20 protein-coding genes and 2 pseudogenes are annotated in these 16,788 nt (G+C 45.1%); all 22 read left to right on the plus strand.

The annotated features are described in order from the left end of the window. Positions 1-10 precede the first annotated feature (10 nt). On the plus strand, positions 11-3,634 hold the full coding sequence (rpoC, locus tag JNUCC1_RS08750; RefSeq protein WP_156645042.1) for a DNA-directed RNA polymerase subunit beta': 3,624 nt from the start codon (positions 11-13) through the stop codon (positions 3,632-3,634). A 168-nt stretch (positions 3,635-3,802) separates the two neighbouring features. Next, on the plus strand, positions 3,803-4,054 hold the full coding sequence (locus tag JNUCC1_RS08755; protein WP_156645044.1) for a ribosomal L7Ae/L30e/S12e/Gadd45 family protein: 252 nt from the start codon (positions 3,803-3,805) through the stop codon (positions 4,052-4,054). A 134-nt stretch (positions 4,055-4,188) separates the two neighbouring features. Further along, positions 4,189-4,608: a 30S ribosomal protein S12 gene (rpsL, locus tag JNUCC1_RS08760; RefSeq protein ID WP_156645046.1), complete on the plus strand. Its 420-nt coding sequence runs from the start codon at positions 4,189-4,191 to the stop codon at positions 4,606-4,608. Between the two features lie 49 nt (positions 4,609-4,657). Further along, positions 4,658-5,128, plus strand: coding sequence for a 30S ribosomal protein S7 (rpsG, locus tag JNUCC1_RS08765; RefSeq protein ID WP_156645048.1), 471 nt, complete (start codon positions 4,658-4,660; stop codon positions 5,126-5,128). A gap of 36 nt (positions 5,129-5,164) precedes the next feature. Continuing rightward, complete coding sequence (gene fusA, locus JNUCC1_RS08770; protein WP_156645050.1) at positions 5,165-7,243, plus strand: elongation factor G; 2,079 nt, start codon at positions 5,165-5,167, stop codon at positions 7,241-7,243. A 115-nt stretch (positions 7,244-7,358) separates the two neighbouring features. Next, positions 7,359-8,549 (plus strand): elongation factor Tu, encoded by a 1,191-nt coding sequence (gene tuf / locus JNUCC1_RS08775; RefSeq protein ID WP_156645052.1) that lies wholly within the window; start codon positions 7,359-7,361, stop codon positions 8,547-8,549. A gap of 1,208 nt (positions 8,550-9,757) precedes the next feature. Continuing rightward, positions 9,758-10,066 (plus strand): 30S ribosomal protein S10, encoded by a 309-nt coding sequence (gene rpsJ / locus JNUCC1_RS08780; protein WP_156645055.1) that lies wholly within the window; start codon positions 9,758-9,760, stop codon positions 10,064-10,066. Between the two features lie 32 nt (positions 10,067-10,098). Continuing rightward, positions 10,099-10,731 carry a 50S ribosomal protein L3 gene (gene rplC / locus JNUCC1_RS08785; RefSeq protein ID WP_156645057.1) on the plus strand — a complete coding sequence of 211 codons (633 nt, stop codon included), beginning with the start codon at positions 10,099-10,101 and terminating at the stop codon, positions 10,729-10,731. A gap of 26 nt (positions 10,732-10,757) precedes the next feature. Further along, a complete protein-coding gene (gene rplD, locus JNUCC1_RS08790) occupies positions 10,758-11,381 on the plus strand; it encodes a 50S ribosomal protein L4 (RefSeq protein ID WP_156645060.1) in 624 nt (207 codons plus the stop codon). Then, positions 11,381-11,671, plus strand: a complete 291-nt coding sequence (rplW, locus tag JNUCC1_RS08795; RefSeq protein ID WP_156645062.1) for a 50S ribosomal protein L23 — start codon at positions 11,381-11,383, stop codon at positions 11,669-11,671. Before rplD ends, rplW begins: the two co-directional genes overlap by 1 nt. A 28-nt stretch (positions 11,672-11,699) precedes the next feature. Further along, on the plus strand, positions 11,700-12,530 hold the full coding sequence (gene rplB / locus JNUCC1_RS08800; protein WP_156645064.1) for a 50S ribosomal protein L2: 831 nt from the start codon (positions 11,700-11,702) through the stop codon (positions 12,528-12,530). A gap of 57 nt (positions 12,531-12,587) precedes the next feature. Next, positions 12,588-12,866 (plus strand): 30S ribosomal protein S19, encoded by a 279-nt coding sequence (rpsS, locus tag JNUCC1_RS08805; RefSeq protein ID WP_156645066.1) that lies wholly within the window; start codon positions 12,588-12,590, stop codon positions 12,864-12,866. 19 nt (positions 12,867-12,885) lie between these two features. After that, positions 12,886-13,227, plus strand: a complete 342-nt coding sequence (gene rplV, locus JNUCC1_RS08810) for a 50S ribosomal protein L22 (protein WP_156645068.1) — start codon at positions 12,886-12,888, stop codon at positions 13,225-13,227. Positions 13,228-13,230: 3 nt separating this feature from the next. Further along, positions 13,231-13,897: pseudogene (gene rpsC, locus JNUCC1_RS08815) on the plus strand (30S ribosomal protein S3). Continuing rightward, positions 13,891-14,325: a 50S ribosomal protein L16 gene (gene rplP, locus JNUCC1_RS08820; protein WP_156645070.1), complete on the plus strand. Its 435-nt coding sequence runs from the start codon at positions 13,891-13,893 to the stop codon at positions 14,323-14,325. Before rpsC ends, rplP begins: the two are co-directional and overlap by 7 nt. Next, a complete protein-coding gene (rpmC, locus tag JNUCC1_RS08825; RefSeq protein WP_156645072.1) occupies positions 14,315-14,515 on the plus strand; it encodes a 50S ribosomal protein L29 in 201 nt (66 codons plus the stop codon). The genes rplP and rpmC overlap by 11 nt, the downstream gene beginning before the upstream one ends. A 19-nt stretch (positions 14,516-14,534) precedes the next feature. After that, positions 14,535-14,798, plus strand: a complete 264-nt coding sequence (gene rpsQ, locus JNUCC1_RS08830) for a 30S ribosomal protein S17 (protein ID WP_156645074.1) — start codon at positions 14,535-14,537, stop codon at positions 14,796-14,798. Positions 14,799-14,839: 41 nt separating this feature from the next. Beyond that, positions 14,840-15,207 (plus strand): annotated as a pseudogene (gene rplN / locus JNUCC1_RS08835) (50S ribosomal protein L14). 37 nt (positions 15,208-15,244) lie between these two features. Beyond that, positions 15,245-15,556: a 50S ribosomal protein L24 gene (gene rplX / locus JNUCC1_RS08840; RefSeq protein ID WP_156645076.1), complete on the plus strand. Its 312-nt coding sequence runs from the start codon at positions 15,245-15,247 to the stop codon at positions 15,554-15,556. Between the two features lie 27 nt (positions 15,557-15,583). After that, positions 15,584-16,123: a 50S ribosomal protein L5 gene (gene rplE / locus JNUCC1_RS08845; RefSeq protein WP_156645078.1), complete on the plus strand. Its 540-nt coding sequence runs from the start codon at positions 15,584-15,586 to the stop codon at positions 16,121-16,123. Between the two features lie 24 nt (positions 16,124-16,147). Beyond that, on the plus strand, positions 16,148-16,333 hold the full coding sequence (locus JNUCC1_RS08850; RefSeq protein ID WP_068446093.1) for a type Z 30S ribosomal protein S14: 186 nt from the start codon (positions 16,148-16,150) through the stop codon (positions 16,331-16,333). Between the two features lie 29 nt (positions 16,334-16,362). Then, the gene (rpsH, locus tag JNUCC1_RS08855; RefSeq protein ID WP_156645079.1) at positions 16,363-16,761 is read left to right on the plus strand and encodes a 30S ribosomal protein S8; all 399 of its coding nucleotides are present in this window, start codon (positions 16,363-16,365) and stop codon (positions 16,759-16,761) included. Positions 16,762-16,788: the final 27 nt, after the last annotated feature.

Raw genomic sequence — 16,788 nt, forward strand, 5'->3', positions numbered from 1 at the left:
GGTAGGCTCCTTGCTGGATGTAAACAACTTTGAGTATATGAAAATTGGCTTGGCCTCATCAGAAAAGATTCGTTCATGGTCACATGGCGAGGTTAAGAAGCCGGAAACAATTAACTACCGCACATTGAAGCCTGAAAAAGACGGGTTATTCTGTGAGCGGATTTTTGGCCCTACAAAAGACTGGGAATGTCACTGTGGGAAATATAAGCGCGTCAGATATAAGGGCGTTGTTTGTGATCGCTGTGGTGTAGAAGTCACAAAGGCGAAGGTGCGCCGTGAACGTATGGGTCACATTGAACTGGCTGCACCGGTATCCCACATTTGGTATTTCAAAGGCATTCCAAGCCGGATGGGACTTGTACTTGACATGTCTCCGCGTGCTTTGGAAGAAGTCATTTATTTTGCCGCATACATTGTAACGGATCCGGGCGACACGCCGCTCGAGAAGAAACAGCTGCTCGCTGAAAAGGAATATAGAGCCTATTACGATAAATATGGTAAAACCTTTAAAGCGGAAATGGGTGCTGAAGCCATTCGGAGACTGCTGGAAGACATTGACCTTGAGAAAGAAGTAGCAACTTTACGAGAAGAACTGAAGACGGCTCAGGGCCAAAGAAGAACACGTGCAATCAGACGTTTGGAAGTTCTTGAGGCATTCAGAAATTCTGGGAATGAAACGTCCTGGATGGTCCTTGACGTTCTGCCAGTGATTCCGCCTGAGATCAGACCAATGGTTCAGCTTGATGGGGGCAGATTTGCGACATCTGACTTGAATGATTTATACCGACGGGTTATTAACCGTAACAACCGTCTTAAGCGTCTGCTCGATCTCGGAGCACCAAGCATTATTGTTCAAAACGAAAAAAGAATGCTTCAAGAGGCAGTCGACGCTTTGATCGACAATGGCCGACGCGGCCGCCCTGTTACTGGTCCGGGAAACAGACCATTAAAATCCTTGTCACATATGCTTAAGGGTAAACAAGGACGTTTCCGTCAAAACTTGCTCGGTAAACGTGTGGATTATTCAGGACGTTCCGTTATCGTTGTTGGTCCAAGTCTGAAGATGTATCAGTGTGGTCTTCCGAAAGAAATGGCACTTGAATTATTCAAACCGTTTATTATGAAAGAGCTTGTGAAAAAAGGTATTGCCCATAATATTAAATCAGCGAAGCGCAAAATCGAACGCGTTCATCCAGAGGTCTGGGATGTGCTCGAAGAAGTGATTAAAGAGCACCCTGTTCTGTTAAACCGTGCACCAACCCTGCACAGACTCGGCATACAGGCGTTTGAACCGACACTTGTTGAAGGTCGTGCAATTCGATTGCACCCGCTTGTTTGTACAGCTTATAACGCAGACTTTGATGGGGACCAAATGGCTGTCCACGTACCCCTGTCTGCTGAAGCTCAAGCAGAGGCTAGAATTCTAATGCTCGCAGCTCAGAATATCTTGAATCCAAAAGATGGAAAACCGGTTGTTACACCGTCACAGGACATGGTTCTCGGTAACTATTACCTGACCATGGAACGTGAAGGGGCGGTCGGTGAAGGGTATGTATTTAAAGATACCAATGAAGCGCTCATTTCGTATCAAAATGGCTATGTCCATTTGCATACACGCATTGCTGTTCAGGCTTCAAGCTTGAACAACAAAACCTTTAGCGAGAAGCAAAACAGCCAGTTACTCATTACGACGGTCGGTAAGTTGATTTTCAACGAAATCTTGCCCGACACATTCCCTTATATGAATGAGCCGTCCAAAACGAATTTGGAAGAGCACACACCAGCTCAATATTTTGTTGACACGAACACTGATATTCAAAAAAATATTCAGGAACGTGAATTGGTGTTGCCATTTAAAAAAGGCTTTCTCGGAGACATTATCGCCGAAGTCTTTAAACGATTTAAAATCAGCGAAACATCCAAAATGCTTGACCGCATGAAAGACCTTGGGTTCAAATATTCTACCAAAGCAGGTATGACTGTTGGTGTCTCTGACATTGTGGTCCTTCCGGAAAAAGGTAAGCTTCTCGATGAGTCCCAGGAGAAAGTTGAAAGGGTACTGAAGCAATTCAGACGTGGCCTGATTACTGATGAAGAACGTTATGATCGTGTTATTGCCATTTGGTCTGAGGCGAAAGATGTTATTCAGGAAAAACTGATGCAATCACTAGACAAACGCAACCCAATCCTAATGATGCAGGATTCAGGGGCACGTGGTAACGCTTCTAACTTTACTCAGCTCGCAGGTATGCGCGGTCTCATGGCTAACCCGGCTGGACGCATTATTGAACTGCCGATCAAATCGAGCTTTAGAGAAGGTCTCACGGTTCTTGAGTACTTTATTTCAACTCACGGTGCTCGTAAAGGTCTTGCCGATACAGCCCTTAAGACGGCTGACTCTGGTTACTTGACACGCCGTCTGGTAGATGTGGCTCAGGACGTTATTGTAAGAGAGACAGATTGCGGCACAGATCGCGGTCTTGACATTACAGCCCTTTCCGACGGTTCCGAGTTGATCGAGCCATTACTCGACAGACTAATCGGAAGAACGGCGTTTGAAACTATTGTTCACCCTGATACGAACGAAGTGATTGTCAACTTTGACGAAATTATTACTGAGGATCAAGGTAAACAGATTGTAGAGGCAGGGATTGAGAAAGTAACCATCCGTTCGGCCTTTACTTGTAATACTAAGCACGGTGTGTGTCAGAAGTGTTACGGCCGCAACCTGGCAACAGGTGATGAAGTTGAAGTGGGAGAAGCCGTTGGGATCATCGCTGCTCAGTCAATCGGTGAACCAGGTACTCAGCTTACAATGAGAACATTCCACACAGGCGGTGTAGCCGGTGACGACATCACACAAGGTCTTCCGCGTATTCAGGAGCTCTTTGAAGCACGGAACCCTAAAGGTGAAGCCGTCATCAGCGAAATCTTCGGTGTGGTGGAAGATATCAAGGAAGTGAAAGATAAGCAGGAAATCGTTATTAAAGGCGATGTGGAAGAACGCTCTTATGCGGTGCCATACAATGCCCGTCTGCGCGTGACAGTCGGTGATCAGGTGATTGCCGGTCATGAACTGACAGAAGGGTCAGTCAACCCGAAAGACCTGTTGCGTGTGCAAGGCGTAGAAGGCGTTCAGGCTTATCTGCTGCGTGAAGTTCAGCGTGTTTACCGTATGCAAGGTGTAGAAATCGGCGACAAGCACGTTGAAGTCATGGTACGTCAGATGATGCGTAAGATCCGTGTCGTTGATGCCGGTGACACAGCTGTCTTGCCAGGTTCGCTTCAGGAGATTCACCAGTTTAAAGAAGCAAACAGAGCTGTTCTGCAAGAAGAGGGTCAGCCTGCAGTCGGTGAACCAATTCTGCTTGGAATCACTAAAGCGTCACTTGAGACCGATTCATTCTTATCTGCTGCATCCTTCCAGGAAACAACACGTGTCCTGACTGATGCTGCCATCAAAGGTAAGACAGACGAATTGTTAGGTCTTAAGGAGAACGTTATTATCGGTAAACTTGTACCTGCGGGAACTGGTATGCAGCGCTACCGCAAAATCCAGCCAGATGCTGACGTTCCACTGGAACCTGAAGCCGATGAAGAATCCGAAGATATTCAAACAGAAACAATCCAGTAAACCTTATTTTCCTGCAAGATTTATGATAGGTGAGAAGGGAGCCGGCTATGGCTCCCTCCCATCTGTCAATAAAGCAAAAAAAGGGATAAATGACAGTTGACATTGAAAAATGATAATGATAATATATTCAAGGTACTTCCGATAAAAGTTGCTTTGGAGGATATGCACATGTCTTATGAAAAAGTGACTCAAATGCAATCACGAGTCATTATCGGAATCAAACAAACACTCAAAGCCATCAAAAAACACGAAGTTTCTGAAGTATATGTGGCCGATGACGCCGAGAAGCATATTGTAAGAAAAGTAGTGACAGTGGCTGAAGAGTTTGATATACCATGCGAACGTGTCGACTCTATGAAAAAACTCGGCGCTGCGTCTGGTATAGAAGTTGGTGCGGCTGCCGTAGGAATTAAACGGTAGTCATTTGGTGAGCCTTGCATGGCGAGGCGTTGTTTTTTGCCAAAAAATGAACCACCTGGCTGTGTGGTATTACAAACATGCCTTGAAAGGTGGCTTCAAAACCTTAAGTAACACAGGAAAGGAGGAAAATAATCATGCCTACAATTAATCAATTAGTCCGCAAAGGCCGCGTGAACAAACCTAAAAAATATGATTCTCCTGCTTTGAACAGAGGCTACAACAGCTTCAAGAAAAAGTTCACGGATCAAAACTCTCCACAAAAACGCGGTGTATGTACACGTGTTGGTACTTTGACTCCGAAGAAACCGAACTCGGCTCTTCGTAAATATGCACGTGTGCGTCTATCCAATAACATGGAAGTGACAGCATATATTCCGGGAATCGGACACAACCTTCAGGAACACAGTGTTGTCTTGATCCGCGGTGGTCGTGTTAAAGACTTGCCTGGTGTACGTTATCACATTGTCCGTGGTGCGCTTGATACTGCCGGTGTTGAAGGCCGTGCACAAGGCCGTTCAAAATACGGTACTAAAAGAGCTAAGAAAAAGAAATAAAATGACTTTAAGATGAAGTCGTAACAGATTGAGGAAAGGAGGGGGACACATGCCACGTAAAGGACCAGTACCAAAGCGAGATGTATTACCAGATCCCCTGTATGATTCAAAGTTAGTCACCCGTCTGATCAATCAGATCATGGTTGATGGACAACGGGGTAAAGCTGAAAAAATCCTATACAAAGCATTTGAACTTGTTGGAGAAAGAAGCGGTCAGAGCCCGATGGAAGTCTTCGAACAAGCAATGAAAAATGTTATGCCAGTACTTGAAGTACGGGCACGCCGTGTAGGTGGTTCAAACTACCAAGTACCAATGGAAGTACGTCCAGAACGCCGTCAGGCTCTGGGACTCCGTTACATCGTGAATTATTCACGTCTCCGCGGAGAAAAAACGATGGAAGAACGTTTGGCAAATGAAATTCTTGATGCATCCAACAACACAGGTGCAGCAGTCAAGAAGCGCGAAGAACTGCATAAAATGGCAGAAGCCAACAAAGCGTTCGCCCACTATCGCTGGTAATTCACTAAAACTTTATAACAGAAAGGAGAAGAATACATGGCTAGAGAGTTCTCCTTGGAAAAGACACGTAACATCGGAATCATGGCGCACATTGATGCTGGTAAGACGACAACAACCGAGCGTATTCTTTTCTATACAGGACGTATTCATAAAATAGGCGAAACCCATGAGGGCGCCTCTCAGATGGACTGGATGGAACAGGAGCAAGAGCGTGGTATCACAATCACTTCTGCTGCGACAACCGCCCAGTGGAAAAACCATCGAATTAATATCATCGATACCCCGGGCCACGTGGACTTCACAGTAGAAGTTGAGCGTTCGTTAAGAGTTCTTGACGGAGCTGTAACTGTACTGGATGCCCAATCCGGTGTTGAACCACAAACGGAAACTGTATGGCGTCAAGCGACAACATACGGCGTGCCGCGCGTGGTGTTCATTAATAAAATGGACAAAGTCGGCGCTGACTTCCTTTATGCTACAAGCACTTTGAAAGATAGACTTGGTGCCAATGCCCATCCGGTGCAAATGCCAATTGGTGCAGAAGATCAATTTGATGGTATCATCGACTTGATCAACATGGAAGCACACTTCTATCTTGATGACTTGGGTACTAAAGATGAATCGCGTGAGATTCCTGAAGAATACAGGGAAGAAGCAGAACGCCTGCGTGCTGAGCTCGTTGAAGCTGTATCAGAACTTGACGAAGATCTGATGATGAAATTCCTCGAAGGAGAAGAAATCTCCAACGATGAATTGAAAAAAGTAATTCGACAAGCAACGCTGGATGTTGAGTTCTATCCTGTTTTCTGCGGATCAGCATTCAAAAACAAAGGGGTTCAATTGATCCTTGACGGTGTCATCGACTATCTGCCTGCACCAACAGACGTAGCAGATATCGAAGGCATCCTGCCAAACTCTGAAGAAAAGGTGACACGTCCTTCCACAGATGACGCACCATTTTCAGCTTTGGCGTTTAAGGTTATGACAGACCCTTATGTTGGTAAGCTGACCTTCTTCCGTGTGTATTCCGGTGTACTTAAATCCGGTTCATACGTTCAGAATACAGCCAAAGACAAGCGTGAGCGCGTCGGCCGTATCCTGCAAATGCACGCAAACTCCCGTGAAGAGGTTTCTGAAATCCACTCCGGTGAAATTGCTGCAGCTGTTGGCTTGAAAGACACTGCAACAGGGGATACACTTTGTGATGAAAAGGATCAAGTTATCCTTGAGTCTATGGAATTCCCTGACCCGGTTATCTCAGTCGCAATTGAACCAAAAACAAAAGCAGACCAAGATAAAATGGGTATCGCACTTGGCAAGCTTGCTGAGGAAGATCCAACATTCAAAACTGAAACAAACACCGAAACAGGCCAAACGATCATTTCCGGTATGGGTGAACTTCACCTGGACGTTATCGTTGACCGCCTGAAACGTGAATTCAAAGTTGAAGCAAACGTTGGTGCGCCACAGGTTGCGTATCGCGAGACTTTCCGCGGTTCTGCCGAAGTGGAAGGCAAGTTCATCCGTCAGTCTGGTGGACGTGGACAATACGGCCACGTTTGGGTCAAATTTGAACCAAACGAAGAAGGTGCCGGCTTTGAATTTGAAAACAAGATTGTTGGTGGTGTCGTTCCTCGTGAATACATCCCATCAGTTGAATCAGGTATCGAAGAGGCAACAGAAAGCGGTGTTCTTGCAGGATATCCGTTGATTGATATCAAAGCAACACTTTATGACGGCAGCTATCACGATGTCGACTCAAACGAGATGGCATTCAAAATTGCCGGTTCAATGGCGCTTCGTGCTGCCAAAGAGAAGTGTAAACCAGTTCTTCTTGAACCAATGATGAAAGTTGAAATTGTTGTTCCAGAAGAATACATGGGCGATATCATCGGTGATGTAACATCCCGTCGCGGACGCATGGAAGGCATGGAGTCTCGCGGACCTGCTCAAGTTGTCAATTGCTTTGTTCCACTTGCTGAAATGTTTGGCTATGCTACAGCACTTCGCTCAAACACACAAGGACGCGGAACCTATACAATGCACTTTGATCACTATGAAGAAGTGCCAAAGAGCATTTCAGAAGAAATTATTCAGAAAAACGCCGGTCAATAATTGATTTTTTCGGCATTCTGAAGTATAACATTGAGTAAAGGCTAACAAATAAGTGTTTTATCATTATTTTTAGCTAAACAAAAATAATACACCTTACCTAAGGAGGAACATCTAAATGGCTAAAGAAAAATTTGATCGTTCGAAATCCCATGTGAACATCGGTACTATTGGACACGTTGACCATGGTAAAACTACGTTGACTGCTGCTATTACAACAGTTATGCACAAGAGAAATGGTTCTGGTTCAGCAATGGGATATGACCTGATTGACAGTGCTCCAGAAGAGAAAGAACGTGGTATCACAATCGCAACTTCTCACGTAGAGTACGAAACAGAAACACGTCACTATGCACACGTTGACTGCCCAGGACACGCTGACTATGTTAAAAACATGATCACTGGTGCTGCTCAGATGGACGGAGCTATCCTTGTTGTATCTTCAGCAGACGGCCCAATGCCACAAACTCGTGAGCACATCCTGCTTTCACGTAACGTTGGTGTACCTGCGATTGTTGTTTTCCTTAACAAAACTGACATGGTAGACGACGAAGAATTGCTTGAACTCGTTGAAATGGAAGTTCGTGATCTGTTGACAGAATACGAATTCCCTGGTGACGATGTACCAGTTATCAAAGGTTCTGCACTGAAAGCTCTTGAAGGCGACGCAGACTATGAAGAGAAAATCGTTGAATTGATGGCTGCAGTAGACGAGTACATCCCTACTCCAGAGCGCGACACTGATAAGCCGTTCATGATGCCTGTTGAGGACGTATTCTCAATTACTGGACGCGGAACTGTTGCTACAGGCCGTGTTGAGCGTGGACAAGTTAAGGTCGGCGACGAAGTAGAAGTTATCGGTCTTGCTGAAGATCCATCTAAAACAACTGTTACAGGTGTTGAGATGTTCCGTAAGCTTCTTGACTATGCAGAAGCAGGCGACAACATTGGTGCACTCCTTCGTGGTGTAAACCGTGAAGATATCAACCGTGGACAGGTATTGGCCAAGCCTGGCTCAATCACACCACATACAAACTTCAAAGCTGAAGTTTATGTTCTTTCAAAAGAAGAAGGTGGACGTCATACACCATTCTTCGCTAACTACCGCCCACAGTTCTACTTCCGTACTACGGACGTAACTGGTGTTATTCAATTGCCAGAAGGCGTTGAAATGGTAATGCCTGGCGATAACATTGAAATGGACGTTGAGCTCATTTCACCAATCGCTATCGAAGACGGTACACGCTTCTCAATCCGTGAAGGCGGACGTACAGTTGGATCAGGCGTTGTTTCTTCAATCCAGAAATAAGCAGCCAATCAAATAATAAATCAAACACAAAACAGGCAGCGGGTGCACACGCTGCCTGTTTTTCTATGCCTACAGTTCGCCATTATTCCAAAAAGAGTATCAAACCGCTTTATATCGCACTTTGCGTAAACTGCGACGTAGGGGCATATGCTGCGACTGCCTCGCCCCCACCGATCTCCGGGAAAACACTGCGCTTTCCATGGGCGCTGATGAGCCTCCTCGGTCTGACGACCTCCGGGGTCTCATCTAGGCTTTTGCTCCCATAGGAGTCTCCGTGTTTTCCCGGAGATCGGTGTAAGTGTGTATTATACTTTTTTAACTGAGCACGTAACTTGGTGTTATGATGATTCAATAAAAATAAATTGCACACAAAGCTAAGGGTTACTGAAGCTAAGCGAGAGAATGTAAATGATTCAATTTAGTACAGAACCGTCCAAGCTTCCGAATAAGATGAGGGTGATTGGAGCGAAGGACAGTCGACTGCGGGAATAGCATGAGTCCGAAGACCCCGCAGTGAGGGGTACATTAGGGAGGGTCGACTAAGAGCGTCCTTTGCGGACAACGTCGACATACCCCTTGCCGGGGCAAGGAGACGTCAGGGGATGTTCGATTAAAACCGGCGCGTCCTGCGCCAAAATCGAACGACCTGCGTCCTGCAGGCCCCTTGGCAAAGAAGACACTGTGAAAGTGGTTTTCTTGAACAGATGTCACACTTGAGCTGTGATGAAGTTAAAGCGAACTGTCCGTAGCGGAAATCACCCCACTCTTATTACGCACGTTGATTTGCCTTTTAACTTAACAGCCAGAATATGTTTTCACTATGTCGCAGTTTGTGTCGAATAGTAAGTGGAAAAGTAATTTTTCGGGTTACTGTTGATTTTTGAGGTTATGTGTAAGTTTTTTTGTGAAAAATGCTTGTCAGGCTTGCATTTGGTCGTTATAGGCCGTATAATATAAAAATGTGCGATCGGGCAAATTTCTTCGGAAAAAGGTTGCACTGACCACGTTTATTCTATATAATGTGAATGTTGGTCATAAAAAAGTCCGTTTGGAACGGGGGATTGACAACAGCCTACCCGTTACGAGCGGCGTTTTAATGCTATGAAGTGGAAGGTTGTTGGAACACCCGGCCCCTTTGCCATGGCGGGCGACCAAGAAATTTTCACGGAGCAAGTCTATTATAAAATGGGCGTAAAGGAGGGAAAGTAATGGCAAAAGAGAAAATCAGAATTCGTCTTAAAGCGTATGACCACCGCATCCTCGATCAATCTGCGGAGAAGATCGTTGAAACGGCAAAACGTTCTGGTGCTAGTGTATCGGGACCGATTCCATTGCCAACTGAAAAATCTGTTTACACAGTATTGCGTGCGGTGCACAAGTACAAGGATTCACGTGAACAATTCGAAATGCGCACACATAAGCGCCTGATCGATATTGTTAACCCAACGCCAAAGACAGTAGATTCGCTCATGCGTTTGGATCTGCCATCAGGTGTTGACATTGAAATTAAATTATAATAACTGCGGTTTATTTATAGGAGGTGTAACGGATGACGAAAGGAATCTTAGGTAAAAAAATCGGCATGACGCAGCTTTTTTCGGAAGAGGGCGAATTGGTCCCAGTAACAGTTGTGCAGGCTGATGCTAACGTAGTCCTGCAAAAGCGGACACTCGAAAACGACGGTTATGAAGCTTTGCAAATCGGTTTTGCCGATAAAAAAGCAGGACGCGTCAACAAAGCTGAAAAAGGTCATGCTGAAAAAGCAAACGCGACCCCTAAGCGCTACGTTCGTGAAATCCGTCATGCGGATCTTGACGCATATGAAGTCGGTCAAGAGATCAGCGTAGATGTTTTTGAAGCAGGCGATAAAATTGATGTGACTGGAACTTCCAAAGGGAAAGGTTTCCAAGGTTCAATCAAACGCCATAATCAGGCTCGCGGACCAATGACACACGGTTCACATTACCACAGAGGCCCAGGTTCACTCGGTGCGGTTGACCCAATGCGGGTATTCAAAGGCCGTCCATTGCCAGGACAGATGGGTGGCGACCAGGTTACAATTCAAAACCTTGAAATTGTGAAAGTCGACACTGAACGCAACTTGCTTTTGATTAAAGGCAATGTTCCTGGTGCGAAAAAATCTTTTGTTAAAATCACAAGTTCTATTAAGGACGTTAAATAATTACAGATACGAAGGGAGGATATGTCATGCCTAAAGTAGCATTGTTCAAACAAGACGGTTCACAGTCCGGAGACCTGGAATTGAATGATTCCGTATTCGGTATTGAGCCAAACAACCACGTGCTCCACGAAGCAGTCGTATTGCAGCGTGCATCATTACGTCAAGGCACACACGCTGTTAAAAACCGTTCAGAAGTAAGCGGCGGCGGACGCAAACCGTGGCGCCAAAAAGGAACAGGACGTGCGCGTCAAGGTTCCATTCGCTCACCACAGTGGGTAGGCGGTGGCGTTGTTTTCGGTCCAACACCACGCAGCTACAGTCAAAAAATGCCGAAAAAAGTACGCAGACTCGCACTTAAGTCAGCATTGTCAACAAAAGTAAAAGAAAGCAATCTTGTCGTTCTTGACAGCATTTCATTTGAAGCACCTAAAACAAAAGACATGGTCAGCATGCTAAATGCACTAAATGTTGATAAGAAAGCTCTTATCGTAACAGCTGACAACGAGGAGTTTGTTGCACGTTCAGCAAACAACTTGCAGCATGTTCATGTTATTACGGTGAACCAACTGAATGTACTTGACTTGCTGATGCATGACAAGCTGATTCTGACTAAAGAAGCAGCTGAAAAAGCAGGGGAGGTGCTTGGATAATGAAAAAAGATCCACGCGATGTTGTAAAACGCCCTGTCATTACAGAACACTCTGCTGATTTAATGGCAGATAAGAAGTACACATTCGAAGTTGACCCAAAAGCGAATAAAACAGAGATCAAACATGCTGTTGAGCTTGTTTTCAATGTTAAAGTTATTAAGGTCAACACAATGAATCTTAAAGGCAAATTCAAGCGGATGGGTCGTTATGGCGGCTACCGTTCAGATCGTAAAAAAGCAGTCGTGCAGCTTTCCGAGGACTCTAAAGATCTCGACTTCTTTGAAAGCTAAAATCACATAAGCGAGGAGGGAAAACACGATGGCTATAAAAAAATTCAAACCTATCACAAATGGTAGACGTAATATGTCTGTTCTCGATTTCTCTGAAATCACCACAGACACACCTGAAAAATCATTGCTTGCTCCGAAGTCAAAACGCGGAGGCCGTAACCACCAAGGTAAGTTAACAGTGCGCCACCAAGGCGGCGGTCATAAGCGTCAGTATCGTCTGATTGACTTCAAGCGAGACAAAGATGGTATACCAGGACGCGTTGCTACAGTTGAGTATGATCCCAACCGTACAGCAAACATCGCTCTCATCCATTATGCAGACGGTGAAAAACGCTATATTCTGGCACCAAAAGGATTGAAAGTCGGTCAGGAAATTGAATCAGGCGAAAATGCTGATATCAAAGTCGGTAACGCTTTGCCTCTAGCAAATATTCCAGTTGGTACTATTATTCACAACGTGGAATTGAAGCCAGGACGTGGCGGACAGCTTGCACGCTCTGCAGGTGCAGAAGCACAAGTTCTAGGTCGCGAAGGCAAATATACACTTGTTCGTTTAGCTTCAGGCGAAGTACGTCTCGTTTTGACTACATGCCGCGCTACAGTCGGGCAGGTTGGCAATATCGAGCATGAACTCGTTCGTGTTGGTAAAGCAGGTCGTTCACGCTGGCTCGGAAAGAGACCAACAGTACGCGGTTCTGTTATGAACCCTAACGATCACCCACATGGCGGTGGTGAAGGACGTGCACCAATCGGTATGCCGTCACCAGTATCACCATGGGGCAAACCAACAATTGGTTACAAAACACGTCAGCGCAATAAACCAAGCGACAAGTATATTGTCCGTAAACGTAAAAAATAATGGGATGAAGGGCTGGTGCAAAAACGCACTGCCCAACTCTGGAAGGAGGCTTTTCCTATGGGTCGCAGTTTGAAAAAAGGACCTTTCGCAGATGACCATCTATTGAAAAAAGTAGATGCGCAAAATGAAACTGATAAGAAAAAAGTTATTAAAACATGGTCACGCCGTTCAACTATTTTCCCTACATTTGTAGGCCACACAATCGCTGTATATGACGGACGCAAGCATGTGCCTGTTTATATCACAGAAGATATGGTCGGCCACAAACTGGGTGAATTTGCCCCGACACGCACGTTTAAAGGGCACTCAGGCGATGACAGAAAAACCAAACGCTAAAGAGAGGAGGCATTAAAACATGCAAGCTAAAGCCGTTGCGAAAACTGTTCGTATTGCTCCTCGTAAAGCACGTCTAGTCGTTGATCTGATTCGAGGAAAAGATGTTGGAGAAGCAGTTGCCATCCTGCGTCATACACAGCGAGGCGTTTCTCCCGTCGTAGAAAAAGTACTAAACTCTGCTATTGCAAATGCTGAACATAACTATGAAATGGATACCGACAACTTGTTTGTTTCAGAAGCCTTTGTCGATGAAGGTGTAACTCTAAAAAGATTCCGCCCTCGCGCACAAGGCAGTGCAAGCAGAATTAATAAACGCACGAGCCACATCACGGTGGTTGTATCAGAAAAGAAGGAGGGATAGTTAGTGGGTCAGAAAATTAATCCTACTGGTCTGCGTATCGGAGTCATCAAAGACTGGGAATCTAAATGGTATGCAGACAAGTCATATGCAGACCTGTTGCATGAAGATATCAAGATCAGAGAATACCTTGAAAACCGGTTGCAGACTGCTTCGGTCTCCTCTATTGAAATTGAACGTGCAGCCAACCGAATCAATATTACAATTCACACAGGCAAGCCTGGTATGGTTATCGGTAAGGGTGGTTCCGAGGTTGAATCCCTTAGAAAAGCTCTTAACAGCTTAACAGGCAAGCGTGTACACATTAATATCGTTGAAATTAAAAAAGTAGATTTGGATGCTCAGCTTGTAGCTGAAAACATCGCACGTCAATTGGAAAATCGTATTTCTTTCCGTCGTGCACAGAAGCAGACCATCCAGCGTACTATGCGTTCCGGTGCAAAAGGCATTAAAACACAGGTTTCCGGTCGTCTTGGCGGAGCCGACATTGCCCGTGCCGAACACTACAGCGAAGGAACAGTACCACTTCATACTTTACGTGCCGATATCGATTACGGCCAAGCTGAAGCCGACACAACATACGGTAAACTTGGTGTTAAAGTATGGATCTATCGTGGAGAAGTCCTTCCAGAAAAACCAAAAAAATAAGGAAGGGGGACATGCATTATGTTAATGCCTAAACGTGTCAAATATCGTAGACAGCACCGTGGCCGCATGAAAGGAATGGCCAAGGGCGGAACAACCGTAGCATTTGGTGATTACGGCCTGCAGGCGCTTGAATCAACTTGGATCACAAGCCGTCAGATTGAAGCAGCACGTATCGCAATGACCCGTTACATGAAACGTGGCGGTAAAGTTTGGATCAAAATTTTCCCGGATAAACCATATACAGCTAAACCCCTTGAGGTTCGGATGGGTTCCGGTAAAGGTGCACCTGAAGGATGGGTTGCCGTTGTAAAACCAGGAAAAATCTTGTTCGAAATCGCCGGCGTACCTGAGGAAGTTGCTCGCGAAGCATTGCGTCTTGCTTCCCACAAGCTGCCGATCAGAACTAAGTTTGTAAAACGCGAAGAAATTGGTGGTGAATCCAATGAAAGCTAATGAAATCAGAGAACTGACCACTGCCGAAATTGAACAAAAGGTAAGGTCATTGAAAGAGGAACTGTTTAATCTTCGCTTTCAACTGGCAACTGGACAATTGGAAAACACTGCACGGATCCGTGAAGTGAAAAAATCAATTGCTCGTATGAAAACTGTCGCACGTCAACGTGAACTAAGCGTTAACAACTGATATGGGAGGAGGTTCCTCAATGACTGAACGTAATAATCGTAAAGTATACACTGGCCGTGTTGTATCCGATAAGATGGATAAAACAATCACTGTTCTGGTCGAAACCTACAAGTTTCATACCTTATATGGCAAACGTGTAAAATACTCTAAAAAGTTCAAAACACATGACGAAAACAACCAGGCTAAAATGGGTGATGTGGTTCGTATTGCTGAGACACGTCCACTTTCAGCTACAAAACGCTTCCGTCTGGTCGAGATCGTCGAAGAAGCGGTCATTATTTAACCAAGTAAGCTCGGATGTTTCCGAAGGGAGGTCACAGTGGTATGATTCAACAAGAAACACGTTTAAAAGTTGCAGACAACTCAGGTGCACGTGAAGTGCTTGCTGTCAAAGTTCTTGGTGGAACTGGCCGTAAAACAGCCAACATTGGCGATGTTATCGTGTGTTCGGTAAAACAAGCTACACCAGGGGCGTTGTCAAGAAAGGCGAAGTTGTCAAAGCTGTCATCGTTCGTTCAAAATCCGGTGTACGCCGTAAAGACGGATCATATATTCGATTTGATGAAAATGCTGCCGTCATCATTCGTGACGACAAAAGTCCAAGAGGTACGCGTATTTTTGGACCAGTCGCACGCGAATTGCGCGATGCACAATTCATGAAAATCGTTTCATTAGCTCCGGAAGTATTGTAAACCGGTTAGAAAACCCCTATAGGGAGGTGCGTCAAGCATGCATGTGAAAAAAGGAGATAAGGTCAAAGTCATTTCCGGCAAGGACCGCGGCAAACAAGGCACAATTCTCGAAGCGTATCCTAAAAAGGACCGCGTGCTCGTAGAAGGCATTAACATGGTTAAGAAACACGCTAAACCTTCTCAAGATAACCCACAAGGCGGTATCCTCAATCAAGAGGCACCGATTCATGTGTCCAACGTAATGCCAATCGATCCCAAATCGGGTGAACCTACTCGTGTCGGATATGAAGTCAAGGACGGTAAGAAAGTCCGCATTGCAAAAAAATCAGGCGCGGCAATAGATAAATAAAACCGCATGTGAAAGGAGGGCCACACGATGAATCAACTTAAACAACAATACCGGGATGAGATCTTACCATCCCTAATGAATAAATTTAATTACAGTTCTGTTATGGAAGCACCATCCATTGAGAAAATCGTCATCAACATGGGTGTTGGTGATGCAGTTCAGAACTCTAAAGCACTGGATAGTGCTGTAGAAGAACTCTCATTGATTTCCGGTCAGAAGCCGGTTATTACACGTGCGAAAAAGTCAATTGCCGGATTCCGGTTGCGTGAAGGTATGCCGATCGGCGCAAAAGTAACATTGCGCGGTGAACGGATGTATGACTTTTTACAAAAACTGATTTCAGTATCACTTCCACGTGTACGTGACTTCCGCGGTATTAGTAAAAAAGCATTCGACGGACGCGGAAACTATACGCTGGGTATTAAAGAACAGCTTATTTTCCCAGAAGTCGACTACGATAAAGTCAACAAAGTAAGAGGCATGGACATTGTGATTGTCACAACGGCCAATACTGATGAAGAAGCACGTGAAATGCTGGCTCAGCACGGTATGCCTTTCCAAAAATAATCCCGCATAGAAGGAGGGAAAATTGTGGCTAAAAAGTCGATGATCGCGAAACAAAAGAAACCTCAAAAGTTCAAAGTACGTGAATATACGCGTTGCGAACGCTGCGGACGTCCACATTCCGTCATTCGTAAATTTAAATTATGCCGTATTTGTTTCCGTGAATTGGCCTATAAAGGTCAAATTCCCGGCGTTAAAAAAGCAAGCTGGTAAACCCCGATTTGGGAAGGAGGTAATGAGTAATGGTTATGACTGATCCAATTGCAGATATGCTTACTCGCATTCGCAATGCCAACATGGTGCGCCATGAAAAACTGGAGCTTCCGGCTTCCGCAATTAAAAAAGAAATTGCAGACATTCTCAAGCGCGAGGGTTTTGTTCGTGATTATGAGTATGTTGAAGATAATAAACAAGGTATTTTGCGCATTTTCCTTAAGTACGGTGCCAACAACGAGCGCGTAATTACAGGATTAAAGCGTATCAGTAAACCAGGACTGCGTGTTTATGCAAAAGCTGACGAGGTACCACGTGTACTTAACGGGCTTGGCATCGCTGTTGTGTCTACATCACACGGTGTTCTTTCAGATAAAGAAGCGCGTTCACAAGCCGTCGGCGGCGAAGTGCTGGCTTACGTCTGGTAATATTTGATTTTTCATGAGGAGGTGTAT

It is taken from the genome of Lentibacillus sp. JNUCC-1, assembly GCF_009741735.1.
Taxonomy (GTDB): Bacteria; Bacillota; Bacilli; order Bacillales; family Amphibacillaceae; genus Lentibacillus_B.